Below are 26,773 nucleotides of genomic sequence, written 5' to 3' on the forward strand. Positions count from 1 at the left end.
GGTCCGCAATGATCCGAAGAAGACCCGCCGAACGCTACCCAACCCGGCATTGCGGAAAAACAGGCTAGGATTCCGAACAAAACGGACATCACTGTCCGCAATCGAAGGTTCGCGGCGCGGCACAATGGCCGCCCGCCCAAACGGACGCATGTACATGGACAGCCTCAACGGCCTTCGCGTATTCCTCCAGGTCGCCGAGACTCTGAGCTTCGCCCAGGCCGCGCGCCTGCTCGGCCTTTCCGCCTCGGCGGTGGGCAAGAGCATCGCCCGCCTGGAGGAACGCCTGGGCGTGCGCCTGTTCCATCGCAGCACACGCAGCCTCAGCCTCTCCAACGAAGGCCAACTGTTTCTCGAGCGTTGCCGGCGCATCCTCGACGAGCTGGAAGCAGCGGAGCAGGAACTGGCGCTGTCCACCCAGCAGGCTCGCGGCCGACTGAAGGTCAGCATGCCGCTGGTGGCCGGGCTGCTGCCCCAGGTGCTGCCGGAGTTCCTCCGCTGCTATCCGCGCATCCAGCTGGACATCGATTTCACCGACCGCCTGGTGGACGTCATCGACGAGGGCTTCGATCTCGTGGTGCGCGGCGGCGAGCTGCGCGACTCGCGTCTCAAGGCGCGCAAGCTGGGCGACTTCAGCCTGCTGCTGGTGGCCGCCCCGACCTACCTGCGCCAGTACGGTACGCCCCGGCGCCCGGCGGACCTCAACCAGCATCTGTGCCTGCACTACCGCTACCCCAGCAGCGGGCTGGTACAGCGCTGGCCGTTGAACCTCGCACCGGGCGAAACGGAACCGCGCCTCGACGGCGGGCTGATCTGCAACACCGCCGACATGCTGATCAACGTCGCCAGCCAGGGCATGGGCATCGCCTGCCTGCCCGACTTTTCGGTGCGCAGCGCGCTGAGCGATGGCCGCCTGGTGCAGGTGCTGAGCGAACACACCACGCACCAGGGCAGTTTCCACGCCTTGTGGCCGGCGGGTCGGCGCATGCCGCTGAAGCTACGGGTGTTCCTCGACTTTCTCGGCGACCGCCTGTTCGTCACCCGTTGAGGGTGGACTCACAGACCGATCAGCGGATGAACTGCTTGCTGATCTCGCGGAAGACTTCCGTGCAGGCACGCTCCATCCATTCGAAGGCGACCATCTCCCGCGAGACGATCACCGCCCCGGCCTGACGCATGCGCTCCAGCGCCAGCGCCTTGTCCTGCGGGCGGCGCGAGCCGACGGCCTCGTCCACCACATAGACCTGGCGATCCTCGGCGAGCAGCCCGAGCACCGTCTGCAACACACAGACGTGTGCTTCGGTGCCGCACACCACGAACTGCCGACTATCGCCGCCGGGCATCTGCAACAGCCCCGGATCGGCGACGGCGGAGAAGGCGATCTTCTCCAGCACCTCGACTTCCGCCAGTTCGTCACGCAGCGTCGGCAGCGTCGGCCCGAGGCCCTTCGGATACTGCTCGGTGGCCAGCACCGAAACGCCCAGCCGCCGGGCGATGGCCAGCAGCCAGGCGCTGTGTTCCAGCACCGCCTCGTTGTCGTGGATGGCCGGGAACAGGCGCTCCTGGATGTCGATGATCAGCAGGCAGGAGGTTTGGGCGCGCATCAGCATGGAGAAATTCCTCGCAGGTCCAGCCCTGTTTTTGGGCTCAGGAGCGGGCGCTGTCAACACGCGCGCGACGCATCTCATCAAAAAGGACGTCCGAGTAGACGGCCTGCGGCTGCTGCTGGCAGCGCTCCAGTACACCGGGCAAAGCAGCATCGAAGAGCTTGCCGACCTGGAGGTTCTTCTCGACATCCAGCTTGCCGCTGAGCTGAACGAGGAACAGCGCACCACTGGTCATGCGGAAGCTCGGCAGTTGATCCAGTGGACGATCCGGGTAGGCCTTGTGGAAATCGGCGTACTGGCTGCTGATCGCACTGCACGGCTGGGCGAGCAGGTCGCGAATCGTGTTCGCCAGCCCCACGCCAGGGTTCGCTTCGTTTTCGTCCGCGGATTTGTCCGCGCCCAGAATGGGCGTGCCGGCTTCGACCTGCTTGAAGTTGAAGGTCTTGATCACCTCCTGCGGCGCCGGATGGGTGGCAGTCGGCGTCCAGGGATCGAACCGCCACTGGGCCACGCGCTCGCGTACGGCATCGGCCAGCGCGGGATGGGTCGATTCGACGATCTGCACATTGGAAACCTCGCCGCTGGGCTCGATATCGAACGTGGTCTTCACCGAACCATCGATCCCAAGGGGCCGGAACTCCTGAGGATACTCCGGAGGAGCCATGTAACGTGCAACGAGCCGTGGCGCGTCGTCCTTCTTTGTGCTGCTGCATGCCGCCAATACTGCCAGCGCCAGCAGCAGACCGATGCGCGCGATACCCTTTGCTTTCTCCATGCGATCCAATCCTGAAGCTCCATTTTCATGAGGGGCGCGATGGTAGCGCTGCGCCACTTTCCCTCACAAGCTGCAGGCCCTCTTGGCAGGCGCCGCTCAAGCACGCACCCTATGCCGCCAGAACAACACAACAACGAGCCTGGGAGAGAAGGGAACATGGGCAAGAGCATCAGCATCGCCGCACGTGACGGCAGCGGCAGCTTCAGCGGTTATCTCGCGGTACCGGCCAGCGGGCACGGCCCCGGCGTGGTGATCGGCCAGGAGATCTTCGGCGTCAACGCCAACATGCGCAGCATCGCCGACAGCTATGCCGAGGAAGGCTACGTCGCCCTGGTGCCCGACCTGTTCTGGCGCCTGCAACCCAACCTCGAACTGGGCTACAGCGAGGCCGAATTCGGCCAGGCCATCGGCCTGTTCCAACGCTTCGACGTGGACAAGGGCGTAGACGACATTGCCGCTGCCATGGATGCCCTGCGCGCCCTCCCGGAAGTCGAGGATCGCGGCCTCGGCTACGTCGGCTTCTGCCTGGGCGGCAAGCTCGCCTACCTCACCGCCGCGCGCACCGACGCTGCATGCTCCGTGGGCTACTACGGCATGGGCATCGAACAGATGCTCGACGAGGCAGCGAACATCAAGGGCCGCCTGGTGCTGCACTTCGCCGAGCAGGACGTGTACTGCGACGCCAACGCCCGCGCGGCCATCGGCGAAGTCCTCGGCAAGCTGCCGAAGGCGGAAATCTACAGCTACCCCGGCGTCGACCATGCCTTCGCCCGCCCCAACGGCATGCACTTCGACAAGCCCGCCGCGCTGATGGCCCACGAGCGCAGCATCGGTGCGCTCAAACGCGAGATCGGCCCGGACTTCGACCTGTCGCAGCTGTGGGAAGACCACATCCACCACGAATTCGCCGCCCGCGACGTGCCCGCCACCATGGCGACGATGGTGGCCCAGCCCTACGTCAACCACATCCCCACCATGACCGGCGGCGTCGGCCAGGACGAACTGGCGCGCTTCTACCGCAACCACTTCGTCCACGGCAATCCGCCGGACATGAAGCTGGTGCCGATCTCCCGCACCGTCGGCGCGCTGCAGGTGGTGGACGAGTTCGTCATGTGCTTCACCCACACCAGCGAGATCGACTGGATGCTCCCCGGCGTGCCGCCCACCGGCAAGTACGTGGAGATCCCCATGCTCGGCGTGATCCGCTTCCGTGGTGACAAGCTGTGCCACGAACATATCTACTGGGACCAGGCCAGCGTACTGGTGCAGATCGGCCTGCTCGACCCCGCCGGGCTGCCGGTAGCCGGTGTGGAGACAGCGAAGAAGCTGCTCGACGAGGGCCTGGAATCGAACACCCTGATGAACAAGTGGAAGGACAGCGAAGGCCGCTGATCCTCCTCGATGAACCCAAGGAGCACCCGATGTACCCCATAGGGAAATGGACCTGCGCCGCGCTGCTGGTACTTGCCGGCAGCACCGGCGCGGCGGAGCGCACCGCGCAACCCTGCGACGCCGCCACCCTGCAGACCCTGGCCGGGCTGCTCGGCCAGCAGGGCTGGCAGGCACCGCAGTCCGGAGCGACGACGCCCGTGGTGGCCGCTGCCTGCAAGCCCTGGCCGGACGATCCGACGCTGCAGGTAGTCGCCGTCGCCTACAGCGCGGCCGGCGACAAGGCCGAGCCGGGCGAGCGCAACCTGAACCTGCTGGTCGGCCAGCTCGATACCAGCAGCGGCAAGCTGGTGACGCGCAGCGACGACAGCATCGGCGAGGACGCCATGGTGGAAATCGACAGCTCCAGCCTGTGGCTCGACACCGCGCGCTATCGCCTGGCACCGGAGGTGCGCGGCTTCGGCCTGATCATCGGCAGCGTGGCACGCGGCGCAAGCTGTCCGGACGCCTGGTCCTATGACGACTTCAGCCTGTACGCGCCGCAGGGCGACAAGCTCAAGGAAGTGTTCCGCACCTACCTGCGGCAATGGACGACGCTGGAAGGCGTGGTCTGCGGCGGCACTGACAAGCTGGTCATCGAACGCTCGCAACTCACCCTGGCCATGGGCAAGGAAAGTCATCACGGCTATGCCGACCTGATCGTGACGTCGAAGGTCCAGCGCGAGCACGAAGGTGACGATGTCGGTACGCCGAAGACCGTACGCACCACCGTCAGCTACGACGGTACGCGCTATCCATTCGAGGAGTTCTCCACCTTCTGGCAGAGTCAGCCACAGCCGTAGGAGCGAGCTTGCTCGCGAACGATCCAGCCGGTGAGCCCGATATGACCCGGTTCGCGAGCAAGCTCGCTCCTACAAAAGACAAGGCCGCCCGGAGGCGGCCTTGTCTTTCTTGTCGTTGCAATCAGTGGCCGGTACTGTCCCCACGGCGGCTGGTCTCGAACAGGAACCAGGTGCGCTGCTCGGTCTCGTCGATCCAGTTCTCGATCAGGCTGGCGGTGGCGATGTCGTGGTACTCGTCGCACAGGTCATGGACTTCGCGCATGTAGGAGGTCAGCGATTTGTTGTCCTCCTGCAGTTCGGCCAGCATGTCCAGCGGCTGGACGAACTCGGCATCGTTGTCGAGGATGCGCTTCAGGCGCGAGATATGGCCGATGGAGCGGATGGTGTTGCCGCCGATCTTGCGGTTGCGCTCGGCAATCGCATCGGTCATCGCGAAGATTTCGGTGGCATGGTCGTCCAGCAACAGGTGGTAGTCACGGAAGTGCGGACCACTCACGTGCCAGTGGAAGTTCTTGGTCTTCAGGTACAGCGCGAAGACATCCGCCAGCAGGCGATTGAGCGCAGCCGACAGATCGCGGGTGGCGTTCTTGCTCAGGTCCGACGGCGTGGCCAGTGCGGGGGCGCGGCGCGGCGCGGACTTGGCTGCGGCCGGTTTGGCCGCCGGTTTTGCGGCAGCGGGCTTGGCGGCTGCGGTCTTGGCAGCAGCGGGTTTGCTGGCAGCGGGCTTGGCTGCCGGCTTGGCAGCGGCAGGTTTTGCGGCAGGTTTGCTGGCCGCTTTCGCAGCCGGCTTCGCGGCGGGTTTGGCCGCTGCGGGTTTCTTCGGAGCCGATGCGGATTGCTTCATCACAAATCACCTCTACGAAAGATCACGATACCTGTGGATGCCGACCCGGGCGGGAGCGGCTGACTTACGCGGTCTTGAGCCTATCTCGCCTGACGTCGATTGCAAGTTGACCGCAGTACCGTACTCACGTTCCGACTGATGTGGATCAATCGTCGAGGGGCTTGCGGAAGAACACGACACGCTCGGTTTCGACAAAGCCCAGGGCGCGATGCAAGGCGTGGCTGACTGTGTTGTCCAGCGCCGCATCGGAGGCGAAATCCACGCAGCCGCATGCACTGCCCCAGGCCTGTACCGCGCGCACCAGAGCCCGCGCCACGCCTCGCCGGCGGGCGTCCTCACGCACATAGATGCCTTCGAGAAACAGCACGGGCGTCCCTTGCGTGCCATTCACGTAGTCGCTGCGCACCGCGGCTTCCGCGAGGCCCAGCGCCCTGCCCTTTTCATCACGGGCCAACCACGCACCGAAGCGTTGCGGCTGCGCGAGAATGTCGCGCGCCTCCTCGAAGAACTCTTCCGCATGATCGCCTGGCCAGAGTTGCAGGCGCAGGTCGACCCAGTCGGCCAGATCGCTCGCGACGCAATGCAGTACCGACATGTCCATCAGGCTTTCTCCGGCTCGAAGCGCTCAGGGTTGAAACGGAAGCGCGCGTCGAGCTGGCTGTAACCCATGCCAACGCCCTTGTGCACCTTGAGCTGCACCGGGATGCGCTCCTTCAGCGCCTCTACGTGGCTGATCACGCCGATGGTCTTGCCGGTGGCGTTGAGACTGTCGAGAGCATCCAGCGCGACCTCCAGGGTCTCGCCATCGAGGGTGCCGAAACCTTCGTCGAGGAACAGCGAATCGATGCTGGTCTTGTGGCTGACCAGATCGGACAGCGCCAGCGCCAGCGCCAGGCTGACCAGGAAGCTCTCGCCGCCCGACAGCGTCTTACAGTCACGCGCGGTGTCGCCCTGCCAGGTATCCACCACTTCCAGTTCCAGCTCGCCGTCGCTGCGCCGCGCCAGCTGGTAGCGACCATGCAGCCGCTGTAGCTGACGGTTGGCAAGGTGCACCAGGTGATCGAGAGTCAGGCCCTGGGCGAAGCGTCGGTAGCGCGCGCCATCGGAGGCGCCGATCAGGCTGTTGAGACGTTGCCAGAGGTCGTGCTCTTCCTCTTGCCGGGCGATTTCCGCGAACAGGCTCTGCTGGCTCGCGCGGCGATTGTCGTCGCCCTGCAACTGGGCGCGAATCTCGCCCTGGCGCTGGCCAAGCTCGCGCAGCTGCGTGGCGAGCGCCTGCAACTGCTGGTCGAGTTCCTCCAACGCTTGCTCGCCGTGAGGCTCGGCCTGCAAGCGCTCGACATCCCGGGTCGCGACCGCGCGCAAGGTAACGGCTTCGGTGATGGCCGTTTCCAGACGCTGGCGCAGCTGACTGAGTTCGGTGCGCTGGGCATCGTCCAATAGCGCAGCGAGGTAGGTCGCCTCATCGGCGAAGGGGCTCGCCGCCAGCGCCTGCTGCCAGCTCGCCAGATGCTCCGAAAGACGTGCCTGCTCCTGCTCCAGGCGCTCCACCAGCGATTGCTCGCGGCCCTGCAAGGCATCGGCTTGGCGTTGGGCGGCAGCCAGTTGTTCCTCGGCCTGCGCCAACGCCTGTTGCGGCGCCGCATGAATGAGCAGCGCCTGACGCGTATCAAAACCGGCAACCTGCCAGCGCTGCTGCCATTGCGCGGCGATCTGCTGCGCCGCACGGGCGGCCTGTTCGGCATCACGCTCGGCCGCTGCCAGTTCCTGGCTGCGCTGTTGGTCCTGCTGCCATTGCTGCCACTCTGCGGTGCGCTCGGCCAGCCATTGCTCGCCGTCTTCCGGCATCTCGTAATCCAGCTCGCCCAGTGCGGCGGCCAGCGCCTGATCCTGCTGTTGCAGCTCTGCCCGCTGAGTGGCGAGTTGCTGCGCACGCTCTGCCTGGCGCTGGCGTTCATGGGTCTGCTGCTGATCGAACAGCGCCAGTTGCTGAGCGGCCTCGGCATGGTCGCGTTCGGCGCGCTGGCGTTGCTGTTGCGCCTGCTCGAGCTGGGCCCGGTGTTCGTCCAGTGCCTTGAGTTGCTGCTGCAAGGCGGCCAGCGACGTCTCATGGCGCTCGCGCTCGGCGGCGAGCTGCTGGTCATTCTCCAGCGCAACGCCCTGAGCTTCACACTGCTGCCGCCACGCCTGCTGATGCTGCACCTGTGCGGCCAGGGCTTCGTCCAGCTGGCGCTGCCCCTGTTGCAGTTGCGCATCGATCTCGGCCAGCTCACCACGCAGGGCAATGCCCTGGCTTTCCAGCTCGGCCAATTGCTGGCGCGCCCGCTCCAGCGCCGTCTGCGTGGAAGACACGTCCAGTGCCTGGTAAGCCGCAATAGCCGGGTGTTCCGGCGAGCCACACAGCGGGCAGGCCTCACCGGGCTGCAACTGCGCGCGCAGGTGCTCCAACTGGTGAATCCGCTGCTCCTGCTGCAGGAGCTTTTCCTTGTCGGCGACCTGCAGCTTGGTCGCCTGATAGCGCTCGCGCAGCGCGACGATGGCCGTGTCGCGCTCGGCCCTGCGCTGGCGCAACGAGTTCAGCTCCGGCTGCCAGCGCTCCAACTGTGCGGCGGTCTGGGCGCGGGTCTGGGCCAGTTGTTCCAGACGGTCGAGCCCACGGCTGTGCAGTTGCGCCTGTTGCAGACGCTCACGCAGAGCAATTTCGGTGGCGCCGCCCAGCAACGCATCGAGCTGTTGCTGGTGCTGTTTCTCCTGCGTGCCAGCCGAATCGAATTGCTGCTGCATGAAGGCGACGTTGCCCTGCAGGGTCTGCCGCTGCGCCGTCGCGGCCTGCAACGCCTGATCGGTCGCCTGCGCCTGCCGCTGCAGGTCGGCGATGGCCTGGGCAAGCCGCGAGCGCTGGGCAAACTGCGCGCGCCAGCCACCGAGCAGCTCGCCCAGCTTCGCTCGCTGCGGATGCTGCGCCAGGCGCGCCTGCAACGCCTGCCGCTGCTCATTGACAGCCTTGTGCTCACTCGCGCGCGCCTCTTGCGCCTGTTGAGCATATTGGCTGGCCGCCCACAGAGCCTGGGCGACCTCATCACGGCTGGACACCTGCTGTGTGCGGTTGTCCCCCAGCGCCGCGCGGACCTGTTCGACGCTCTCGTGGCTGCCGCGCCAGGCCTGGTACAACGGCTGCAGGCGAGCGGCGGGCTCACTGTCCGCCAGGCGTTTGAGGTCAGGTTGTGCCTGTTCCAGCCCCTGTCGTGCGTCAGACTCTTTCACAGCGGCCTGCTCGACCTGCTGCTGCGCACGGGTCAGGTCTTCGCGCCAGCGACGCTGCGCCTGAACGGCCGCGTGCTGTGATTGCAGAGCGGTTTCCTGCACGGCGGCATCGCGGCCTTGCTGTTCCAGTTCGCCGCGCTGTTCAGTGCTGAGTAGTTCGAAGCCATCGGCACGGGCGCGCAACTGGTCCAGCACGCCACGCACTTCACGGGTTCGCTCGAATACGCGCTGGGAAATCAGTCCGTAGATTTCCGTGCCGGTGAGTTCCTCCAGCAGCTCCGCGCGCTGGTTGGCGTTGGCTTCGAGGAAGGCGGCAAAGCCACCCTGGGCCAGCAGCATGGATTTGGTGAAGCGCTCGAAGTCCAGGCCGGTAAGCGTCTCGGTCTGCTTGAGCTTGTCGTTGATCTTGTCGGTGAGGATCTGCCCCTCGCCGGTGGCGCGGTCGATGCGCACCAGCTCCACCTTCGGCGCCTGCAACGCACCTTCGGCCTTGTCACGGGCGCGGCGCTGGCTCCAGAAGGCTCGGTAAGGCTGGCCCTTCACCTCGAATTCCACCTCGGCGAGGCAATCGGCGGTGTGCCGGGTCATCAGCTCGTTGCCGCTCTGCGACAGCACGCTCATGCGCGGCGTGCGGTGATACAGCGCCAGGCAGATGGCATCGAGCAGCGTGGTCTTGCCCGCCCCGGTCGGGCCGGTGATGGCGAACAGGCCGTTACCGGCGAAGGGCTCGGCAGTGAAGTCGATCTTCCATTCGCCCTTGAGCGAGTTGAGGTTCTTCAGGCGCAGGCTGAGGATTCTCACGGGCGCTCCTCCTGGAGGTCAGCAACGACCTGGCGGTAGAGCCCGGTCAGGCGCTCGCGCAGCGGCGCCTCCAGGTCCTCGGCATCGAGGCGTTGGCGGAACACGTCCTCCGGGCTGAGTTCGTCGAGGGTTTCCTTCGCCTCGCTGAACAACGCCGCCTGCGCGGTGCCGCGTTCGCGGCGGGTGCGCAGGACGATCACCGGCAGGTCTTCGCAGAGCTTTTCGACGCGCAGCTGGATGTCGGTCAAGTAGTCGTCGGTGTGCACCAGGACTTCCAGCCACACCGGTTGTTCCACGTTGCCTTCGCGAGCGACGCGGGCCAGTTCGGCGGGCAGTTCGGCGAGGCTGCCGGATACCGACTTCAGCGGCTGGAAGCGCGGCACCGGCAGCGCGGTGACGCTGCGCAGACCGCTGTCATCCAGGTCCACCAGCAGCACTTCCTTGCCCTGGGTCGCTTCGTCGAAGCTCAGCGCAATGGGCGAGCCGCAATAGCGGATGTGTTCCAGGCCGCCGACCTTCTGCGGCCGGTGGATATGGCCCAGGGCGATGTAGTCCGCTGCCGGGAAGGCGCTGGTGGGGAAGGCCTCCAGGGTGCCGACGTAGATTTCCCGCACCGATTCGCTGGCGCTGGCGCCCACGGTGGTGAGATGTCCCGTGGCGATGATCGGCAAGTGTCGGCCGAGCGTTTCGCGCTGCGCCTCGGCGCGCTGGAACAGCTCGCGGTAGTGCGCCTGGATCGCCTGCTGCAAGGCCAGCTGCTTGTCCTGCGCACTCTGCCCGGCCTGACTGGTGAGCACGTCCCGTGGGCGGATGAAGGGGATCGCGCAGAGGATGGCGCCGGGCTGGCCGTCACGTTGCGGCAGCACCAGCAACTGGCGCTCGAGATCGGTGCCGACGGCGGCGATCACCTGAGTATCCAGGCAAGCCAGCAGGTCGCGGGATTCCTCCAGCATCGCCACCGAGTCGTGGTTTCCACCCAATACCACCAGGCGAGCGCCGGTATCGCGCAGCTCGACGATGAAGCGGTTGTACTGTTCGCGGGCGTAACTGGGCGGCGCACCGGTATCGAATATGTCACCGGCGATGATCACCGCATCCACGGCCTGCTCGCGCACCTGTTCGACCAGCCAGGCGCAGAACGCCTGGTGCTCGGCCTCGCGGCTCTTGCCCATGAAATGCTGGCCCAGGTGCCAGTCGGAGGTGTGGAGAATGCGCATGCCGTGATGTCCGCAGCCGTATTTCGAAGCCTCGGATGATAGCGGTTCAAGCTCCATCGGGGGCGGATTCGCCGGCCGCCCCCGCGCAGGCTGGCTATCTTTTCAGGACAGCACGTCGTCACAAGGACTCCCCATGCAACGCCTTCTGAACATGCTCAAGGACCTCGCCATTCTTGTTCGCGCCAACCTCTGGCTGGTGCCGGTGCTGGCCGCGCTGGTCGCCGCGGTCTTCTACTTCGTCGCTCCGCCTCCACCGATGAGTGCCACCCTGGCCACCGGCGCACCGGGTGGCGGCTACGCGGTATTTGGCCAGCGACTGAAGGAAGAGTTGGCCAAGCAGGGATTCGACCTGCAACTGGTGCGCACCTCTGGCTCGCGGGAGAACCTGGGCAAACTGCTGGATGGCAAGAGCGGCGTGGATGTCGCACTGGTGCAGAGCGGCCAGGAGCAGCAACTGGAACCCAAGCAGCGCGCCCAGCTGCAGACCCTTGGCGCGGTATTCCAGGAGCCGCTGTGGCTGTTCCAGCGCCGCGAGGCGAAGATCGACCGCCTCGCGGACCTGCTCGCCCTGCGTGTGGCCATCGGTGGCTCCGGCAGCGGCACCGAGGCCGTGACCGAGGCCATCCTCAAGGCCAACGAGATTCCCACCGATCCGCTGCCTGCCGGCTGGCAGGCGCGTGGCGGTAACGCGGTGGCCAATGAACTGCTGGCCGGCGAGCTGGATGCCGCCTTCTTCGTCGGCCCGGCAGAAAATCCGCTGGTGCAGCGCCTGGCAGCCAGCCCTGACCTGAAGCTTGCCGGCTTCCGTCGCGCCCACGCCTACGAGGCGCGGATTCCTTTCCTCAAGCGCGTGGACGTCAGCGAAGGTCTGCTGAACCTGTCGCAGAACGTGCCGGATCAGGACCTGGCCACCCTGGCGCCGGTCGCCACCCTGGTGGTCAACGGCGACTTCCACCCGGCGCTTACCCCGCTGATTCTCGAAGCCGCGCGCACGGTCATGAAGAGCGGCACCCTGCTCGACGCCGCTGGCGCCTTCCCCAGCGCCGAGCCGCGCACCCTGGCCCTGCAGGAAGACGCCGAGCGCTACTACAAGAGCGGGCCGCCGCTGCTGCAGCGCTTCCTGCCATTCCGTATCGCCTCCCTGGCGGACCGCTACATCATCCTGCTGATTCCCTTCATCGCCATCCTCATCCCGCTGATGAAATCCATCGGTCCGCTGTACCGCTGGCGCATCCGCGCGCGCATCTACCGCTGGTATCGCTACCTGCGCGAGATCGACCGGCGCCTGGACGAGCGCACTGGCAGCGCCGAGCTGAGCACCGAGATCGAGCGCCTGGAACAGCTGGAGGCCGAGCTGGCCAAGGTCGAAGTGCCGCTGTCCTATTACAACGAGCTGTACGAGCTGCACCTGCACCTGAACTACGTGATCCGTCGCCTGCGCCAGCTGCGACGCAACCGGCGCGAGCGCGACGAGGGGCTGGTGCCGGCAGCGGACTGATCGGCGTCGCGCATCCCGCCGCCGGGTCGGGTAAACTCTGGCGTTTTCCAATCCGCCCGCCCCGCCGCCGCTTCGATGCGCGCGGCGTCGCCGGCACTGAACATCCGGGTCCGCCATGCCGATTCGCCACGCCATCGTCCACCTGATCGATAAGAAGCCCGACGGCAACCCCGCGACGCTGCACGCGCGCGACGCCGAGCTGGGCGACTCCCAGGCCATCGAAAACCTGATGGCCGATCTCAACGAGAGCTACAACGCCAAGCCGAACAAGGCCTGGGGCCTGTTCCAGGGCGAGTCCGGCGCGTACCCCTTCAGCGGCTGGCTGAGCGAGTACCTGGACAGCGGCAAGGACTTCGTCGCCTTCTCCAAGCAGGCGGTGGAGCACCTGAAGACGCTGATGGAAGAGTCCAACCTCTCCACTGGCGGCCACGTGCTGTTCTGCCATTACCAGCAGGGCATGACCGACTACCTGTCCATCGCCCTGCTGCACCACAGCGAAGGCGTGGCGGTGACCGACGCCCTGGAAGTGACCCCGTCGCGCCACCTGGACCTCGGCCAGTTGCACATGGCCGCGCGGATCAACATCTCCGAGTGGCAGAACAACAAGACATCCAAGCAGTACATCTCGTTCATCAAGGGCAAGGGCGGCAAGAAGGTCTCTGACTACTTCCGCGACTTCATCGGCTGCACCGAGGGCGTCGATGGCCCGAGCGAGACCCGCACCCTGCTCAAGGCCTTCAGCGACTTCGTGGAAAGCGAAGACCTGCCCGAAGAACAGGCCCGCGAGAAGACCGACGTGCTGGTGGACTATGCCACCAGCCAGGCCAAGATCGGCGAGCCGATGGCCCTGGACGCGCTCTCCGAGCTGATGGACGACCAGGCGCCGCGCGCCTTCTACGACTACATCCGCAACAAGGACTATGGCCTGTCGCCGGAGATCCCGGCCGACAAGCGCACCCTCAACCAGTTCCGCCGCTTCACCGGCCGCGCCGAGGGGCTGTCGATCAGCTTCGAGGCGCACCTGCTGGGCAGCAAGGTGGAGTACGACGAGGCCCGCGACATGCTGATCATCCGTGGCCTGCCAACCCAGTTGCAGGACCAGCTCAAGCGGCGCAAGGACTGAGGTCCGTGCGCTGACAAAAAAAGCCCATCGCGAGATGGGCTTTTTTGTGCGTGACGATTGAGCGCTGGGCGGTTCGCGAGCAAGCTCGCTCCTACAGGCAGTCGGTCAGCACGGCGCGCTCGTTGTAGGAGCGAGCTTGCTCGCGAACCTGCCAACTTCCGACAAGCACTCCGCAGCCCGCGTGATGCGGGTGCTACAGTGAAATCAGGCGCCTCTCGCTCGGTGGCCGCCATGTCCGCCTTGCATGCTTTCACTGTCGCTGCGTCGCCGCTCTCCGGGCATCCCCGGGTGGATCGCTCGTACCTGGCGCTGCTGTTGCTGCTCTGCACCCAACTCCTTTTCGCCGCCCCGGCACCCCAGGCGCTGACTCCCAATGTCGCGCGCTTCGTGCTGGCCAACGCCGAGTTCAGCGTGATGCACGAGATGGGGCATGTGCTGATCGCCGAGTACGATCTCCCGGTGCTGGGCCGCGAGGAGGACGCGGCGGACCAGCTCGGCTTCATCCTGCTGTTCCACCTCTACGCCAGGCTGCCGCGCGACGAGGTGGATGCCCGCCTGCTGGACATCGCCGACTACTGGCGACTGGAGTGGCAGACGCCCAAGCCGCCGCCGGATCAGGTGCTGGCCTGGGACAGCCACCCGCTGGACGAGCAGCGCTACTACAACATCGCCTGCCTGCTCTACGGCAGCGACATGGCGCGGCTGGACTGGCTGCCGCCGCTTACCGGCCTGCCCTACGAGCGGGCCGTCTACTGCGACCAGGAGTTCCGCCAGGCGAGCAAGGCGCTGGAATGGATCCGGCATTCGCGGCGCACCGCGTCGATCCAGCACCACGCGGCGTGGCGCCTGACCTGGGATACACCGTCGGTGAACCGTGACGAGACCGAGCCTCTGATCGCGCTGCTACGCGACGGCGATCACCTGCAATTGATGGTCAACGAGGTGTTTCGCCTGTTTCGCCCGCCACGCCCGCTGAATCTGCGATTGGTCAGCTGCGGCGCTCCAGACGCCTGGTACAACAGCAACAGCGGGGAAATGGCGCTCTGCTACGAGCGCCTGCAACACTTCCGCGAGATGGCCGAGAACCTGCCGCGCCTGCGTACGCCGGTGACGCGGCAATGCCCTGGCCCGGCCGGACTCAGGCCGGGCGGATGCTGAAGCCGACGCGCGGGAAGTGCACGTGAACGGTGCCGGCGCGCGGGTCCTCGCGACGCAGGATCAGGCTTTCCAGTCCGGTATGGACCAGCTCGCCTTCTACCGGATCGCAGCCGTAGTCGGTGGCGGCGATCACCACGCGCTGGCCAGGCTTGAAGCCGTTGGGGTCGACGAAGTCTGCCTGCGGCAGCGCCGCCGGTTGGCTGTCGCGGGCCACGGCGATGGCCTCCTCGGCGCTCATTTCGCTGGGCGCACCATGGCCGAAGCCCAGCACGCGGCCGAGCCAGGCGCTGACGGCCGGGTAGGCATCCACCAGCGGCGAGGTGACCGGCGTAGCCTTGACGAACCACAGGCAATGGGCCAGAGACAGGTCGGCCACCGAGGGCTCGCCGAACAGGAAGTCGCCTTCCTCGCGGGCCAGTTGTTCCTCGACACGGGCCATGAACGCCGGCCACTGGTGCTTGGCCTGCTCGGCGGAGAGCTTGCTGGCGGTGCCGCCGCTGAACAGCTGGCTGCGGTCAGCGACGAAGGCCTTGAGGAATTCAGGCGGCAACTTGCCAAAACGCATGGCGATGGATTCGGGCTGGAATACCAGGCTGACCGCATGCTGGAAGATCACCGAGTCGATCCACGAGGAGAAGCTGGCGACGGTGAACTCGTGGCCTTCGGGAAACAGTGCCGGCACGGCCTTTTCCTGATCCAGGCGGCGGGCGATCAGTGCGGTGTCGCAGTAGATGTCGGCGCCGACCTGGAGCACTGGGGTCTTGCGGTAGCCGCCGGTGAGAGGCATCAGGTCCGGCTTGGGCATCAGCGGCGGAATCATCACCGAGCGCCAGGACAGCTGCTTGAAGCCCAGCATCAGACGCGCCTTTTCGGCGAAGGGCGAAGTCGGGTAATGGTGCAGGATCAGCTCGGACATGGGTCGCTCCAGCGGCCGTAAAGTGGTCCGGCAGCTTAACCCGTGCTTCGCGCGAGTCCTACCTCATCCCTCGGATGGCACGACATCCACGGCGCTGATGGTGAAGGGGCTGGCCAGCACCAGGCGCTCCTTGGCCTTCTTGGTCAGCGCCTTGATCGCACGCTCGCGGCGCAGGGCATCACCCTTGCCGGGGCAGGCTTCGACGTAGACCAGCGCCTGGGCCGGGCTGGAATGGAAGAAGCGCGCGCCCTTGCCGGTGCGATGGGTTTCGAACCGGCGTTGCGCGTCGTCGCTGATACCGCAGTAGAGCGCGCCGTTCTCGGCGCGCACCAGGTAGACGAACCAGGGCTTGGGCTCGGCGGCCGTCACGACGCCCAGACCCGCGCCTGCATGCGGTCACAATAGGCAACCAGGCGCTCGTAGCTGCGCGCCATGTCGTTGAGCGGGGTTTCCAGGGTGCTGAGGATCAGGTTGGCCAGCACGCCGTAGGTGGCGGCGTCGGCGCTGCACGGCTGGGCCCCGCCGAAGTACGGCAGGTCGCCGAGCATACCGTCGAGGGCTTCGAGGTCGTCGCGGGCGAAGCTCAGCAGTTCTTCACGGCTGTGGCGCATCAGGCCACGGCCCTTGAGGTCGCCACGGATCTTGCGCTGCATGAACATACCCGCCGCCGGGCGCAGCGGCGCGGGAATGCTGCGGAACATCACGTCCTTCACCTGTCGGAAGCCCTGCTCGTCGAGCCAGCGGAAATACACCAGCAGAGGTACCAGGTGCTCGTCGCACAGCCGCGTGATCGAAACCGCCCAGCCACGGCCGCGAGCGTCGAGGCCGGCGTCCAGGTCGAATTCGTAGTACTGCTGCAGGGTGCGCATGATGAGCGCCGTGTCGGCGACGGGTTTGCCGTCCAGGGTAATGAACGGCAGCTTGCCCTTGGGCCCCTTGCGCGGGTCCATCACATGCTTGACCTGGTACTCCAGCCCGGCCAGGCGGAGGAAGGTCTCCAGCTTCAGGCAGAAGGGGCTGACGTTGGGTACGTTGAAGGCGGGCGGGAACTGGAAAAGTGTGATCATGGCGGCGTCCGGCTCTCAGTCGCCTGTCATTTAAGCCTATCCAGCCGCCGCGGGCGAGCCCGAAAGCCCGCGATCAGGCCGCCGCCACCCGTTGTGCGCGATACGCTGCGAGGCCTTTGGCGGCCTGCGCACGAATTGCCCTTTGCACCGGCGGTGCCCAGCCCAGCAGCGCTCCCTTGGTGCCGAGGGCCTGGCGCGACCATTTCCACAGGTCGAATCTGTCCTCATGCTGACAGATCAATCCGTCGCGAAAGTGGAAATGTGCCTGGATGTGATTAGTCACTTTCCGACCGGTCTGGGTGAAGGTGTAGGACGCCACCCAGCGTGCGGAACCTCGCGTCTCATCGGCCTCGACGCCTTCGTAGGTCAGCGAGAAATCCTGCGCGCGAGCGGTGAGCATGCGCCACATGTCGCCGGCCTCGGCGCCGCGCAGGTCGGTGAAGACCGGGTCGCTGAACTGCACGTCGGCGCTGTAGCAGGCGGCCATGGCCTCGCCATCGCGGCGCTGGAAGGCCTGGTAGAAGCGTTCGATCAGTTGTGCGTTGGCGTGGGCCATGGTTGGGCTCGGGTCGGGAGGAATGTGTGCAGTATCGGGATTGCAGCGACTGGACACGATTGGCAATATCGACAACATTATGATCGAAATCGCCACACCTACCGCCAGCGCAAAGCGAGACGCCATGTTCAGGATAGCCCTGTTCGTCTGCCCGCAAACCCTGTGCTCCAGCCTTGGGCTGGCCATGGACAGTTTCCACCTCGCCAACCGCCTGGCCGGCGAGCGACGCTTCGAGGTGCTGCGGGTCAGTGCAGACGGTACGCCCGTGACGTTGCCCTTCGGGCTGGTGGAAGTGGAAGGCGGGCTCGATCTTGCTGCGCGCTGCGACCTGTTGCTGATCCCCGCCACCGGCGCGGACATCGACGCCACCTTCGCCGCCAATCAACCACTGCTCGACTGGCTGCGCCGCGCACCTGACACCGTCCAACTGGGCAGCCTGTGCAGCAGTGCCTTTCTGCTGGCGGAAGCCGGCGTGCTGGACGACCGCCGCGCGACTACGCACTGGGCGCTGGAAGCAGCATTCCGCGCGCGTTATCCCCAGGTCCGGCTGGACATCGATGCCCTGTGCACCGACGACAAGGGCCGGCTCTGCTCCGGTGGCGCACAGGCCGGGCTGGACCTCTGCCTGTACCTGATCGAGCGGCACGCCGGGGCGGCGCTGGCGCGGCGCGCGGCGGCAACCCTGGTGTTCGAGCATGGGCGCGGCCGCCAGCGGCGCTTTACTCCGCTGCTGCCCGAGCCGCTGCCCGCTGGCTCGCCACTGGAGCCGCTGCTGGCGTGGCTGGAGGATAACTACGCGCAACCCTTCGATCTCGCCACGCTTGCGCAACGCGTGCACTGTTCCACGCGCACGCTGTTGCGGCGCTTTCGCGAGCAGGTGGGAATGTCGCCGAACGATTATGTGCAGCGCCTGCGCATCGCCTCGGCGCAGGAGGCGCTGGGTGATCCGGCGCGCTCGCTGGAGCGCATCGCAAGCGACGTGGGCTACGCCGATCGGGCGAGCTTCGCGCGGTTGTTCAAGCAGGTTTGCGGGGAGACGCCGGGGGCTTTCCGCCAGCGCTTGCTGGGGCGGCAGGCTTAAGGTGAACCTGTAGGAGCGTGCTTGCTCGCGAACCATTTCCCGGCCACTCCAGCGCTGGGCGGTTCGCGAGCAAGCTCGCTCCTACAGGGTGAGGATCAGCATCACAGGATGGATGGAGGGAATGGAGATTCCGCGATCAGTGGAACCACTCCATTGCCGTGCGCCATACGCACACGCCGACGAAGTAGGCCGAAGCCGCAAACCACAGGCCGAGCAGCCACGGCTGGTCGATCGGCTGCTGGAGAATCAGCAGCGCGCTGCTGAGCATCCAGACGAAGGTCACGGCGATGTTCAGCGGCATGAACTGACGCACGCGGAAAGGGTGCAGGAACTTCATGCGAGTCAGGGTCAGCGCGGCCAGCACCAGCACAGTGACGAAGCTCACCCAGGGGTGCAGGTCGAGCACGAAGAAGTAAACCGCCACCACGTTCCAGGCCGCCGGGAAGCCGACGAAGTAGTTGTCCTTGCTCTTCATGTTGACGTTGCAGAAGCAGAACAGCGAGGACACCAGGATCACTCCCACGGCCAGCAGCTCGGTATGCACGGGCAGCGGCACGTAGCGGTAGATGAAGATCGCGGGGATGAAGACGTAGGTGAGGTAGTCGATCACCAGGTCGAGCGTCGAGCCATCGAAGTGCGGCAGCACCGCCTTGACATCGAACTTGCGTGCCAGGGTGCCGTCCAGGCCGTCCACCAGCAGCGCCACGCCCAGCCACAGCAGGCAGGCCTGGGGCCTGTTGTCGACCAGCGCGAGGAGCGCAAGCAGCGCGAGGATGACACCGCTGGAGGTCACCGCGTGGGCGCCCCAGGCCTTGGCTTTGCTGAGGTTCATTGGCGATAGGATCAGGTTCACGTCGGCTCTCTTCCTTTGGACGGCGGGTGCAGGGGAGCTACTTCAAACGGTAGCCCATCCCTGACGAACCACTGCACATGGGAACACCGATCCGACGGCCGAGTTCAGCCGGTTTGTCGCGATGCCGCCGGTGTGTGCGGTGGAGTTGGCAGCATACGCCGTTGCAGCGTGGGCTTGCTATCGGGGGGGACGAGCGTGACGAGGTCAGCCCCGTCACGTGAAAGATGGCGTGGCGTCCTTGTAGGAGCGAGCTTGCTCGCGAACCCGCCCAACGCTGTCGCGGCCGGAAAACCCGTTCGCGAGCAAGCTCGCTCCTACGAAGAGCTATATCAATGCAGGATCTGGCTGAGGAACAACTTGGTCCGATCCGACTGCGGGTTGTCGAAGAACTGGTCCGGCGGCGCCTGTTCGACGATCTCCCCCTTGTCCATGAAGATCACCCGGTTCGCCACGGTGCGGGCGAAGCCCATTTCGTGGGTCACGCAGAGCATGGTCATGCCGCTCTGCGCCAGGCCGATCATGGTATCGAGCACTTCCTTGACCATTTCCGGGTCGAGTGCCGAGGTGGGCTCGTCGAACAGCATGATCTTCGGCTTCATGCACAGCGCGCGGGCAATCGCCACGCGCTGCTGCTGGCCGCCGGAGAGCTGGCCGGGGAACTTGTGCGCCTGCTCCGGGATGCGCACGCGCTCCAGGTAATGCATGGCGACTTCCTCGGCCTGGCGCTTGGGCATCTTGCGCACCCACATGGGCGCCAGGATGCAGTTCTGCAGCACGGTCAGGTGCGGGAACAGGTTGAAGTGCTGGAACACCATGCCGACTTCGCTGCGGATCGCCTCGATCTGCTTGAGGTCGTTGGTCAGCTCGGTGCCGTCGACCACGATGCTGCCCTGCTGGTGCTCTTCCAGGCGGTTGATGCAGCGGATGGTGGTGGACTTGCCCGATCCGGACGGACCGCAGAGCACGATGCGCTCGCCCTGCTTGACCTCCAGGTTGATGTCCTTGAGCACGTGGAACTGGCCGTACCACTTGTTCACGCCCTTCATGGTGATCATCACGTGATCGCCGACGGCCGGCTGTGCGGTCTTTTGGGTGGCTTCAGACATGACGAATCGCTCCTAACGCTTGTGGCCGGTGTCCAGCTTGTGCTCCAGGTGCATGGAGTAGCGGGACATGCCGAAACAGAAAATCCAGTAGACGACCGCAGCGAACACGTAGCCTTCGGTGGCCATGCCCAGCCAGGCCGGGTCCGCGGTGGCGCGCTTGATGCTGTTGAGGAAGTCGAACAGGCCGATGATGATCACCAGGCTGGTGTCCTTGAACAGCGCGATGAAGGTGTTGACGATGCCGGGGATCACCAGCTTGAGCGCCTGCGGCAGGATCACCAGGCCCATGGTCCGCCAGTAGCCCAGGCCCATCGCCGCCGCGGCTTCGTACTGCCCCTTGGGGATGGCCTGCATGCCACCGCGCACCACCTCGGCGATATAGGCGGCCTCGAACAGCACCACCATCACCATGGCCCGCAGCAGCTTGTCGAGGTTCATGCCCTCGGGAAGGAACAGCGGCAGCATCACCGAGGACATGAACAGCACGGTGATCAGGGGCACGCCACGCCAGAACTCGATGGTGGTGACGCAGATGACCTTGATCGCCGGCATCTTCGAACGCCGCCCGAGCGCCAACAGGATGCCCAGCGGCATCGCCCCGCAGATGCCGACCGCAGCAATCACCACGGTGAGCATCAACCCGCCCCAGGAACTGGTCGGCACGGTTTCCAGGCCGAGGAAGCCGCCGTGCAGCAGCCAGTAGGCCACGATCGGCAGCGCCACGAGGAAGCCCAGGCCGTACTTCACCTTGTACGCAAAGCGCTTGAGGAACAGCGGCGCGGCACCGAACACAACGAACAGCACGGTGAGGTCCACGCGCCAGCGCAGTTCCTCGGGGTAGAAGCCGTACATGAACTGGCCGAAACGCGAGCCGATGAACACCCAGCAGGCGCCCTCGCGGGAGCAGTCGGCGCGGGTGGTGCCGGTCCAGTCGGCCTTGATGATCGCCCACTCCAGCAGCGGCGGCACGATCAGGTAGACCAGGTAGATGCCGACCAGCGTCAGCAGGGTGTTGAACCAGCTGGAGAACAGGTTGGCGCGCAGCCAGGCGAGCACGCCCACGCTCATCGCCGGTGGCGGCAGGTCGGGCTTGAAGGTATGCGTTGTCATAGTCTGCTTCCCCTACCGCTCGACCAGCGCGATGTGCTTGTTGTACCAGTTCATCAGCAGCGAAATGCTGATGCTGATGGCCAGGTACACGCTCATGGTGATGGCCATGGTTTCGATGGCCTGGCCGGTCTGGTTGAGTACCGTGCCGGCGAACAGCGAGACCATGTCCGGGTAGCCGATGGCGGCGGCCAGCGAGGAGTTCTTCGCCAGGTTCAGGTATTGGCTGGTCAGCGGTGGAATGATCACTCGCAGTGCCTGCGGGATGATCACCAGGCGCAACGTTTGCCCCGGGCGCAGGCCCAGCGATCCAGCGGCCTCGGTCTGCCCATGGCTGACCGCCTGGATACCGGCGCGCACCGTCTCGCCGATGAAGGCGGCGGTATAGACCGACAGGGCGAGCACGATGGACACCAGCTCGGGGATCACCACCCAGCCGCCACGGAAGTTGAAGCCCTGCAGCACTGGCACGTCCCAGTGGAACGGCGCACCGGCGACCAGCGACACCAGCCCCGGCAGCACGATCAGCAGCGCCAGGCCGCTGAGGAACACCGGGAAGGCCTTGCCGGTGGCATGTCGGCGGGCCTTGGCCCACTTCCAGATCACTACCCAGCCAACCAGCGCCAGGATCACCGCGACGATGAACGGGCCGAGGCCGTCGGCGGCGATCGGCGCGGGCATCTGCAGGCCGCGGTTGTTGACGAAGAACAGGTCGCCGAAGCTGATGCTCTGGCGCGGGCCCGGCAGCGGGCCGAGTACCGCGAAGTACCAGAAGAAGATCTGCAGCAGCGGCGGGATATTGCGGAAGGTCTCGATGTACAGGGTCGCCAGCTTGCGGATCAGCCAGTTGGGCGACAGCCGCGCCACACCGAGGATGAATCCCAGGATGGTGGCGAAGAAGATCCCCACCACCGTGACCAGCAGCGTGTTCAGCAGGCCGACCATGAACACCCGTCCGTAGGTGTCGCTTTCGCTGTAGTCGATCAGGTGCTGGGAGATGCCGAAGCCGGCGCTGTGGTCAAGGAAACCAAAACCGGACTGGATGCCGCGATGGGCGAGGTTGGTCTGGGTGTTGTCGAAGAGAAACCAGCCGACCGCCACGACGAAGATGACGGCGATGACCTGGAATGCCCAGCCGCGCACGACGGGATCGTTGAGCGATACCCCCCGCGGGCGCTGGGCCTTGACGGAATTCTGCATGTAAGCCCTCTCGGAAGGCCGCCGGGCGACCACGGGGCTACGCCCGTGGCCGCCCGGAAGGCTTCACGTCGTTCGAAACAGTCCGGCGCCCACACTCCGGGCGCCGGAACGGGTCAGGTCAGCGCACCGGCGGTGCGTACTGCAGACCACCCTTGTTCCACTGGGCGTTGAGGCCACGCTTGATCTTCAGCTCGCTGCCGTCGCCGACGTTGCGGTCGAAGATCTCGCCGTAGTTACCCACTTGCTTGACGATCTGTACCGCCCAGTCCTTGGGCAGCTTGAGGTCCTTGCCATAGTCGCCCTCGGCGCCGAGCAGGCGCGCGACGTCGGGGTTCTTGGTGCTCTTGGCCTGTTCCTCGACGTTCTTCGAGTTGATGCCCAGCTCCTCGGCGTTGAGCATCGCGAAGAGCGTCCAGCGGGCGATGTCGAACCACTCCTCGTCACCCTGGCGCACGGCCGGGCCGAGGGGTTCCTTGGAGATCACCTCGGGCAGCACCACATAGTCGTCCGGCGCGGCCAGCTTGATGCGCTGGGCGTAAAGCTGCGACTGGTCGGAGGTCAGCACGTCGCAACGGCCGGACTCCAGTGACTTGGCGCTCTCGTCGGAGGTGTCGTAGGTGATGGGGGTGTACTTGAGGTTGTTGGAGCGGAAGTAGTCGGACAGGTTGAGCTCGGTGGTGGTGCCGGCCTGGATGCACACGGTGGCGCCGTCGAGTTCCTTGGCGCTGGAAACGCCGAGCTTCTTGTTCACCAGGAAGCCCTGGCCGTCGTAGTAGGTCACGCCGACAAAGTTCAGGCCCATGGCGCTGTCGCGGGAACTGGTCCAGGTGGTATTGCGCGAGAGGATGTCGATCTCGCCGGACTGCAGCGCGGTGAAGCGTTCCTTGGCGGTCAGCGGGCTGTACTTGACCTTGCTGGCGTCGCCGAACACGGCCGCCGCCACGGCGCGGCAGACGTCCACGTCGATGCCTTTGTACTGGCCCTTGGCGTCGGCATAGGAGAAGCCGGGAAGACCGTCACTGATACCGCACTGCACGTAGCCTTTCTTCTTCACAGCATCCAGGGTGGCGCCAGCATGCGCCAGGCCGCTGATACCGAACACGGCGGCGGTGGTCAGCACTGCCAGGGTGGATTTCACCATCTTCATCGATCTTCTCCGTTGCTTTTTTAGTGTTTTGGAGTCCCGGTTCCACCGCCGTACCCTTGTGAGGCACCAGCAAGACAACAAACGGGATGGAGACCTGAAAGTGAGTCTAGACGGCCTGCGAAAAATCCTTCGCCGAGCCGCGAACACACCTTCGAGCGCGCAGGTCTTGCGCGCTGGAACGGGTCATCAAGGGATCATTGCGTGAAGGCGAAGGCCCGCCGCGCCGGCTGTTGACCGCAGCCGGCGCGACAGGCCCTGAAGCAGCCCAAGGCTTTCGCGGCGCCACTTCCGGTACAGCTTTCCGGATGGGGTCGGTAGAGTGTTACCGGAAGTGGGGCCGCACAGCCTGCCAGTAGCGATAGCAAGGGGCGTACCAGCCGAGGAACGTTCGTGCAATTTCGTTCAGTCAAGTCCCACAAGTTATGGCCATGCGACATCTTCTTGCATCGCCCCTCCGCCCTTTCTCGCACGCAGCGCCCCTTCCTAGAGCGCCTGCCCCATCCTGGAGCCTTCATGACCCAGCCGCTGATCCTCGATCCGTCCCAACCTGCCGATTCCTGCGTCATTTGGTTGCACGGTCTGGGCGCCGACCGTTACGACTTCGAGCCGGTAGCACAGATGCTGCAACGCAGCTTCAAGTCGACGCGCTTCATCCTGCCCCAGGCGCCGACCCGCCCGGTTACCGTGTTCAACGGCATGCCGGCGCCCAGCTGGTACGACATCCTCGCCATGGCCCCGGCCCGCGCCATCGACGAAGCGCAGCTGGAAGCCTCGGCCGACAGCGTGATCGCACTGATCCAGGGGCAGATCGACCAGGGCGTCGCGGCCAAGCGCATCATCCTCGCCGGCTTCTCCCAGGGCGGCGCGGTGGTGCTGCATACCGGTTACCTGCGTTGGGACGGCGAACTGGGCGGCGTCATGGCGCTCTCCACCTATGGCCCGACATTCAGCGAAGGCATAAGCCTGCCGGCTACAAAAAGACAACTGTCCGCACTCTGCCTGCATGGCACTTTCGATGACGTGGTGCTGCCTGCCATGGGCCGCGCCGCGTACGACTTCCTGCAGGCCAACGAGGTGCCCGCCCAGTGGCGCACCTACCCGATGAGCCACGAAGTGAGCAACGAGGAGCTTGGCGATATCGGCGCCTGGCTGCGGGAGCGCCTGTGATCCCCTGACCCTGCGGAGAACAAGAAGAAGCATGAACGCCCCGATCAGTAGCCTGCGTGACGTCGAAGCCCTGGAACAGGTCCCCCTGCACGATCGCGACCTGCCACCCAACACCTATGAACTGCTGCGCCGCTCCGCGCAGCAGTTCGGCACGTCCACCGCCCTGAGCTTCCTGCTGCAGGGCTCGGCGGCCGAGGAGCCGATCCGGGTGAGCTACGCCGAGCTGTTTGCCCGCCTCACCCAGGCGGCCAACGCCTTCCACCGTCTCGGCGTGCGTCCAGGCACTTCGGTGTCGTTCCTGCTTCCCAACCTGCCGCAGACCCATTATGTGATCTGGGGCGGCGAAGCGGCGGGGATCGTCAATGCGATCAACCCGCTGCTCGACCCCGAGCACATCGCCGACCTGGTGCGCGCCGCCGACTCCCGTGTTCTCGTCACGTTGGCGCCCTTCCCCGGCACAGACCTGTGGGACAAGGTCGCCGCCCTGCGCGACCACCTGCCCGACCTCAACGCCATCGTCACCGTCGACATCGCCAACCTGCTTCCAGAACCGCAGCGTTCGGCGATCAAGACCGCCCGCGGCGCGCTGCCCGAGGGCGTGCTGGACTTCGACGAACTGCTCGCCCAGTGCCCGGACGACCACCTGGAAAGCGGCCGGGTGATCGGTCCGGACGAAGTCGCCTCCTACTTCCACACCGGCGGCACCACCGGCACGCCCAAGCTTGCGCCGCACAGCCATTTCAACGAAGTGGCGATGGCCGAGATCATGGGCCTGAACGCCGACTACGACGGCCACGACGTGCTGCTCTGCGGCCTGCCGCTGTTCCACGTCAACGGTGTGATGGTTACCGGCCTCGCACCTTTCATGCGTGGCGGTGAAGTACTGCTGGCCGGCCCCCAGGGCTACCGCAACCCGACATTGATCCAGGACTTCTGGAAACTGGTGGAGCGCTACAAGGTCACCAGCTTCAGCGGCGTGCCGACCATCTACGCCGCCCTCCTGCAGGTGCCCAGCGAAGGCCGCGACCTCTCCAGCCTGCGCTTCGCCCTGTGCGGCGCGGCGCCGATGCCGGTGGAGCTGATCCGCCAGTTCGAGGCGAAGACGGGCCTTGCGATCATCGAAGGCTATGGCATGACCGAAGGCACCTGCGGCACCAGCTGCAACCCGCGCGGCGGCGAGCGGCGGCCCGGTTCCATCGGCCTGCGCCTGCCCTACTGCGAACTGAAATCGGTGATCCTCGACGGTGAAGGCCGATACCTGCGCGATGCTGCCGTGGACGAGATCGGCAACATCTGCCTGCGCGGTCCCACCGTGTTCAAGGGTTACCTGCAGGCCAGCAAGAACAAGGACATCTGGGTCGACGGCGACTGGTTCAACACTGGCGACCTGGGGCGCATCGACGCCGACGGCTACATCTGGCTCACCGGCCGCAGCAAGGACCTGATCATCCGCGGCGGGCACAACATCGATCCGCAGATGATCGAGGAAGCCCTGCATCGCCACCCTGCCGTGGCCATGGCCGCCGCCGTGGGCAAGCCGTGCCTGAAGGCTGGCGAGCTGCCGGTGGTGTACATCCAGCTCAAGCCCGGCATGCAGGCGAGCGAGAAGGAGCTGCTGGAGCACGCCGCCCGCCATGTCCCCGAACGTGCGGCGGTGCCCAAGGACGTCTGGCTGCTGGACGCCATCCCGGTCACCGCAGTGGGCAAGACCTTCAAGCCGGCGCTGCGCCTGGATGCCATTCGTCGCGTGCTCGAGGACGAGACCCGGCACCTGTCCCCGGCGCCACGCATCGAAGTGATCGCCGATGACCGCTTTGGCCAGAAAGCCCGCCTGTTCGTCGGCGGCCTCGGCCTGGACTCGCGCGCTGCACTGGCCGACCGTCTGGGCGGCTATGCGGTGCATGTGGAGCTGCTGGAAAGTTGATGAAACACCCGGCCGACCGCCGGTCGGCCGGGTGTGGCTGCGAATTGCCAGTAATCAAATCTGACTAATACTGATGTCTCAATGTGCGAAGAGGACTACAGGGAGAGTCAGTCGTGCACATCACCAGCCATCAC

Annotated in this window: 24 protein-coding genes and 1 pseudogene; 9 read left to right on the forward strand and 16 right to left on the reverse strand. The window is 65.7% G+C overall.

All coding sequences use genetic code 11. The annotated features are described in order from the left end of the window. Window positions 1-154 precede the first annotated feature (154 nt). The gene (locus ACNFH5_RS04850) at window positions 155-1,045 is read left to right on the forward strand and encodes a LysR family transcriptional regulator (RefSeq protein WP_416744950.1); all 891 of its coding nucleotides are present in this window, start codon (window positions 155-157) and stop codon (window positions 1,043-1,045) included. A gap of 19 nt (window positions 1,046-1,064) precedes the next feature. Here the strand turns inward: ACNFH5_RS04850 and ACNFH5_RS04855 are convergent, their stop codons facing one another. Both ACNFH5_RS04855 and ACNFH5_RS04860 read right to left on the reverse strand, forming a co-directional pair. Next, complete coding sequence (locus ACNFH5_RS04855) at window positions 1,065-1,607, reverse strand: hydrolase (RefSeq protein WP_416744577.1); 543 nt, start codon at window positions 1,605-1,607, stop codon at window positions 1,065-1,067. A gap of 37 nt (window positions 1,608-1,644) precedes the next feature. Continuing rightward, a complete protein-coding gene (locus tag ACNFH5_RS04860) occupies window positions 1,645-2,379 on the reverse strand; it encodes an energy transducer TonB (protein ID WP_416744578.1) in 735 nt (244 codons plus the stop codon). 156 nt (window positions 2,380-2,535) lie between these two features. Between ACNFH5_RS04860 and ACNFH5_RS04865 the strand changes: the two genes are divergently transcribed. Continuing rightward, complete coding sequence (locus ACNFH5_RS04865; protein ID WP_416744579.1) at window positions 2,536-3,771, forward strand: dienelactone hydrolase family protein; 1,236 nt, start codon at window positions 2,536-2,538, stop codon at window positions 3,769-3,771. A gap of 29 nt (window positions 3,772-3,800) precedes the next feature. Beyond that, window positions 3,801-4,610, forward strand: coding sequence for a hypothetical protein (locus ACNFH5_RS04870; RefSeq protein ID WP_416744580.1), 810 nt, complete (start codon window positions 3,801-3,803; stop codon window positions 4,608-4,610). A gap of 121 nt (window positions 4,611-4,731) precedes the next feature. Here the strand turns inward: ACNFH5_RS04870 and ACNFH5_RS04875 are convergent, their stop codons facing one another. From ACNFH5_RS04875 to sbcD, 5 genes and pseudogenes are all read right to left on the reverse strand, one after another. Then, window positions 4,732-5,223 (reverse strand): Dps family protein, encoded by a 492-nt coding sequence (locus ACNFH5_RS04875; RefSeq protein WP_279828683.1) that lies wholly within the window; start codon window positions 5,221-5,223, stop codon window positions 4,732-4,734. Then, window positions 5,209-5,433, reverse strand: a pseudogene (locus ACNFH5_RS04880) (hypothetical protein); the annotation flags it as partial. The pseudogene ACNFH5_RS04880 and the gene ACNFH5_RS04875, both read right to left, overlap by 15 nt. 166 nt (window positions 5,434-5,599) lie before the next feature. Then, on the reverse strand, window positions 5,600-6,055 hold the full coding sequence (gene aac(6'), locus ACNFH5_RS04885) for an aminoglycoside 6'-N-acetyltransferase (RefSeq protein WP_416744581.1): 456 nt from the start codon (window positions 6,053-6,055) through the stop codon (window positions 5,600-5,602). Next, on the reverse strand, window positions 6,055-9,519 hold the full coding sequence (locus ACNFH5_RS04890; protein ID WP_416744582.1) for an AAA family ATPase: 3,465 nt from the start codon (window positions 9,517-9,519) through the stop codon (window positions 6,055-6,057). The genes aac(6') and ACNFH5_RS04890 overlap by 1 nt, the downstream gene beginning before the upstream one ends. Continuing rightward, window positions 9,516-10,736 (reverse strand): exonuclease subunit SbcD, encoded by a 1,221-nt coding sequence (gene sbcD, locus ACNFH5_RS04895; protein ID WP_416744583.1) that lies wholly within the window; start codon window positions 10,734-10,736, stop codon window positions 9,516-9,518. Before sbcD ends, ACNFH5_RS04890 begins: the two co-directional genes overlap by 4 nt. Window positions 10,737-10,869: 133 nt before the next feature. Here sbcD and ACNFH5_RS04900 point away from each other — a divergent pair, with 133 nt between their 5' ends. From ACNFH5_RS04900 to ACNFH5_RS04910, 3 genes are all read left to right on the forward strand, one after another. Continuing rightward, complete coding sequence (locus tag ACNFH5_RS04900) at window positions 10,870-12,234, forward strand: TAXI family TRAP transporter solute-binding subunit (RefSeq protein ID WP_416744584.1); 1,365 nt, start codon at window positions 10,870-10,872, stop codon at window positions 12,232-12,234. A gap of 115 nt (window positions 12,235-12,349) precedes the next feature. Continuing rightward, the gene (yejK, locus tag ACNFH5_RS04905; protein WP_184591109.1) at window positions 12,350-13,357 is read left to right on the forward strand and encodes a nucleoid-associated protein YejK; all 1,008 of its coding nucleotides are present in this window, start codon (window positions 12,350-12,352) and stop codon (window positions 13,355-13,357) included. A 231-nt stretch (window positions 13,358-13,588) separates the two neighbouring features. Beyond that, on the forward strand, window positions 13,589-14,515 hold the full coding sequence (locus ACNFH5_RS04910) for a DUF4344 domain-containing metallopeptidase (RefSeq protein ID WP_416744585.1): 927 nt from the start codon (window positions 13,589-13,591) through the stop codon (window positions 14,513-14,515). Here the strand turns inward: ACNFH5_RS04910 and ACNFH5_RS04915 are convergent. The 4 genes from ACNFH5_RS04915 to ACNFH5_RS04930 all read right to left on the reverse strand — a co-directional run bounded on the left by ACNFH5_RS04915 (window position 14,496) and on the right by ACNFH5_RS04930 (window position 17,054). Further along, a complete protein-coding gene (locus ACNFH5_RS04915; RefSeq protein ID WP_416744586.1) occupies window positions 14,496-15,431 on the reverse strand; it encodes a glutathione S-transferase family protein in 936 nt (311 codons plus the stop codon). The two genes, ACNFH5_RS04910 and ACNFH5_RS04915, sit on opposite strands and share 20 nt — an antisense overlap. Window positions 15,432-15,494: 63 nt before the next feature. Beyond that, window positions 15,495-15,800, reverse strand: a complete 306-nt coding sequence (locus ACNFH5_RS04920) for a GIY-YIG nuclease family protein (protein WP_416744587.1) — start codon at window positions 15,798-15,800, stop codon at window positions 15,495-15,497. After that, window positions 15,797-16,498, reverse strand: coding sequence for a glutathione S-transferase C-terminal domain-containing protein (locus tag ACNFH5_RS04925; protein WP_416744588.1), 702 nt, complete (start codon window positions 16,496-16,498; stop codon window positions 15,797-15,799). The genes ACNFH5_RS04920 and ACNFH5_RS04925 overlap by 4 nt, the downstream gene beginning before the upstream one ends. 73 nt (window positions 16,499-16,571) lie before the next feature. After that, window positions 16,572-17,054, reverse strand: a complete 483-nt coding sequence (locus ACNFH5_RS04930) for a nuclear transport factor 2 family protein (RefSeq protein ID WP_416744589.1) — start codon at window positions 17,052-17,054, stop codon at window positions 16,572-16,574. Between the two features lie 124 nt (window positions 17,055-17,178). Between ACNFH5_RS04930 and ACNFH5_RS04935 the strand changes: the two genes are divergently transcribed. Then, window positions 17,179-18,135, forward strand: a complete 957-nt coding sequence (locus tag ACNFH5_RS04935; protein ID WP_416744590.1) for a GlxA family transcriptional regulator — start codon at window positions 17,179-17,181, stop codon at window positions 18,133-18,135. A 136-nt stretch (window positions 18,136-18,271) separates the two neighbouring features. Here ACNFH5_RS04935 and pcsA read toward each other — a convergent pair whose 3' ends face one another. From pcsA to ACNFH5_RS04960, 5 genes are all read right to left on the reverse strand, one after another. After that, window positions 18,272-18,967 carry a phosphatidylcholine synthase gene (gene pcsA / locus ACNFH5_RS04940; RefSeq protein ID WP_401033782.1) on the reverse strand — a complete coding sequence of 232 codons (696 nt, stop codon included), beginning with the start codon at window positions 18,965-18,967 and terminating at the stop codon, window positions 18,272-18,274. A gap of 350 nt (window positions 18,968-19,317) precedes the next feature. Then, a complete protein-coding gene (locus ACNFH5_RS04945) occupies window positions 19,318-20,094 on the reverse strand; it encodes an amino acid ABC transporter ATP-binding protein (RefSeq protein WP_301532925.1) in 777 nt (258 codons plus the stop codon). Window positions 20,095-20,106: 12 nt separating this feature from the next. Beyond that, window positions 20,107-21,204 (reverse strand): amino acid ABC transporter permease, encoded by a 1,098-nt coding sequence (locus ACNFH5_RS04950; protein WP_416744591.1) that lies wholly within the window; start codon window positions 21,202-21,204, stop codon window positions 20,107-20,109. Between the two features lie 12 nt (window positions 21,205-21,216). Continuing rightward, window positions 21,217-22,401, reverse strand: coding sequence for an amino acid ABC transporter permease (locus ACNFH5_RS04955; protein WP_416744592.1), 1,185 nt, complete (start codon window positions 22,399-22,401; stop codon window positions 21,217-21,219). Between the two features lie 118 nt (window positions 22,402-22,519). Beyond that, window positions 22,520-23,548, reverse strand: a complete 1,029-nt coding sequence (locus tag ACNFH5_RS04960) for an amino acid ABC transporter substrate-binding protein (protein WP_236174233.1) — start codon at window positions 23,546-23,548, stop codon at window positions 22,520-22,522. A gap of 513 nt (window positions 23,549-24,061) precedes the next feature. On the opposite strand from ACNFH5_RS04960, the gene ACNFH5_RS04965 reads away from it, so the two are divergent. Together ACNFH5_RS04965 and ACNFH5_RS04970 are read left to right on the forward strand one after the other, a co-directional pair. Beyond that, window positions 24,062-24,715 (forward strand): alpha/beta hydrolase, encoded by a 654-nt coding sequence (locus ACNFH5_RS04965; protein WP_416744593.1) that lies wholly within the window; start codon window positions 24,062-24,064, stop codon window positions 24,713-24,715. Window positions 24,716-24,746: 31 nt separating this feature from the next. Beyond that, window positions 24,747-26,639: an acyl-CoA synthetase gene (locus tag ACNFH5_RS04970; RefSeq protein ID WP_416744594.1), complete on the forward strand. Its 1,893-nt coding sequence runs from the start codon at window positions 24,747-24,749 to the stop codon at window positions 26,637-26,639. Window positions 26,640-26,773: the final 134 nt, after the last annotated feature.

This window comes from Pseudomonas sp. NY15435 (assembly GCF_048068295.1).
In the GTDB taxonomy this organism is placed as follows: Bacteria; Pseudomonadota; Gammaproteobacteria; order Pseudomonadales; family Pseudomonadaceae; genus Pseudomonas.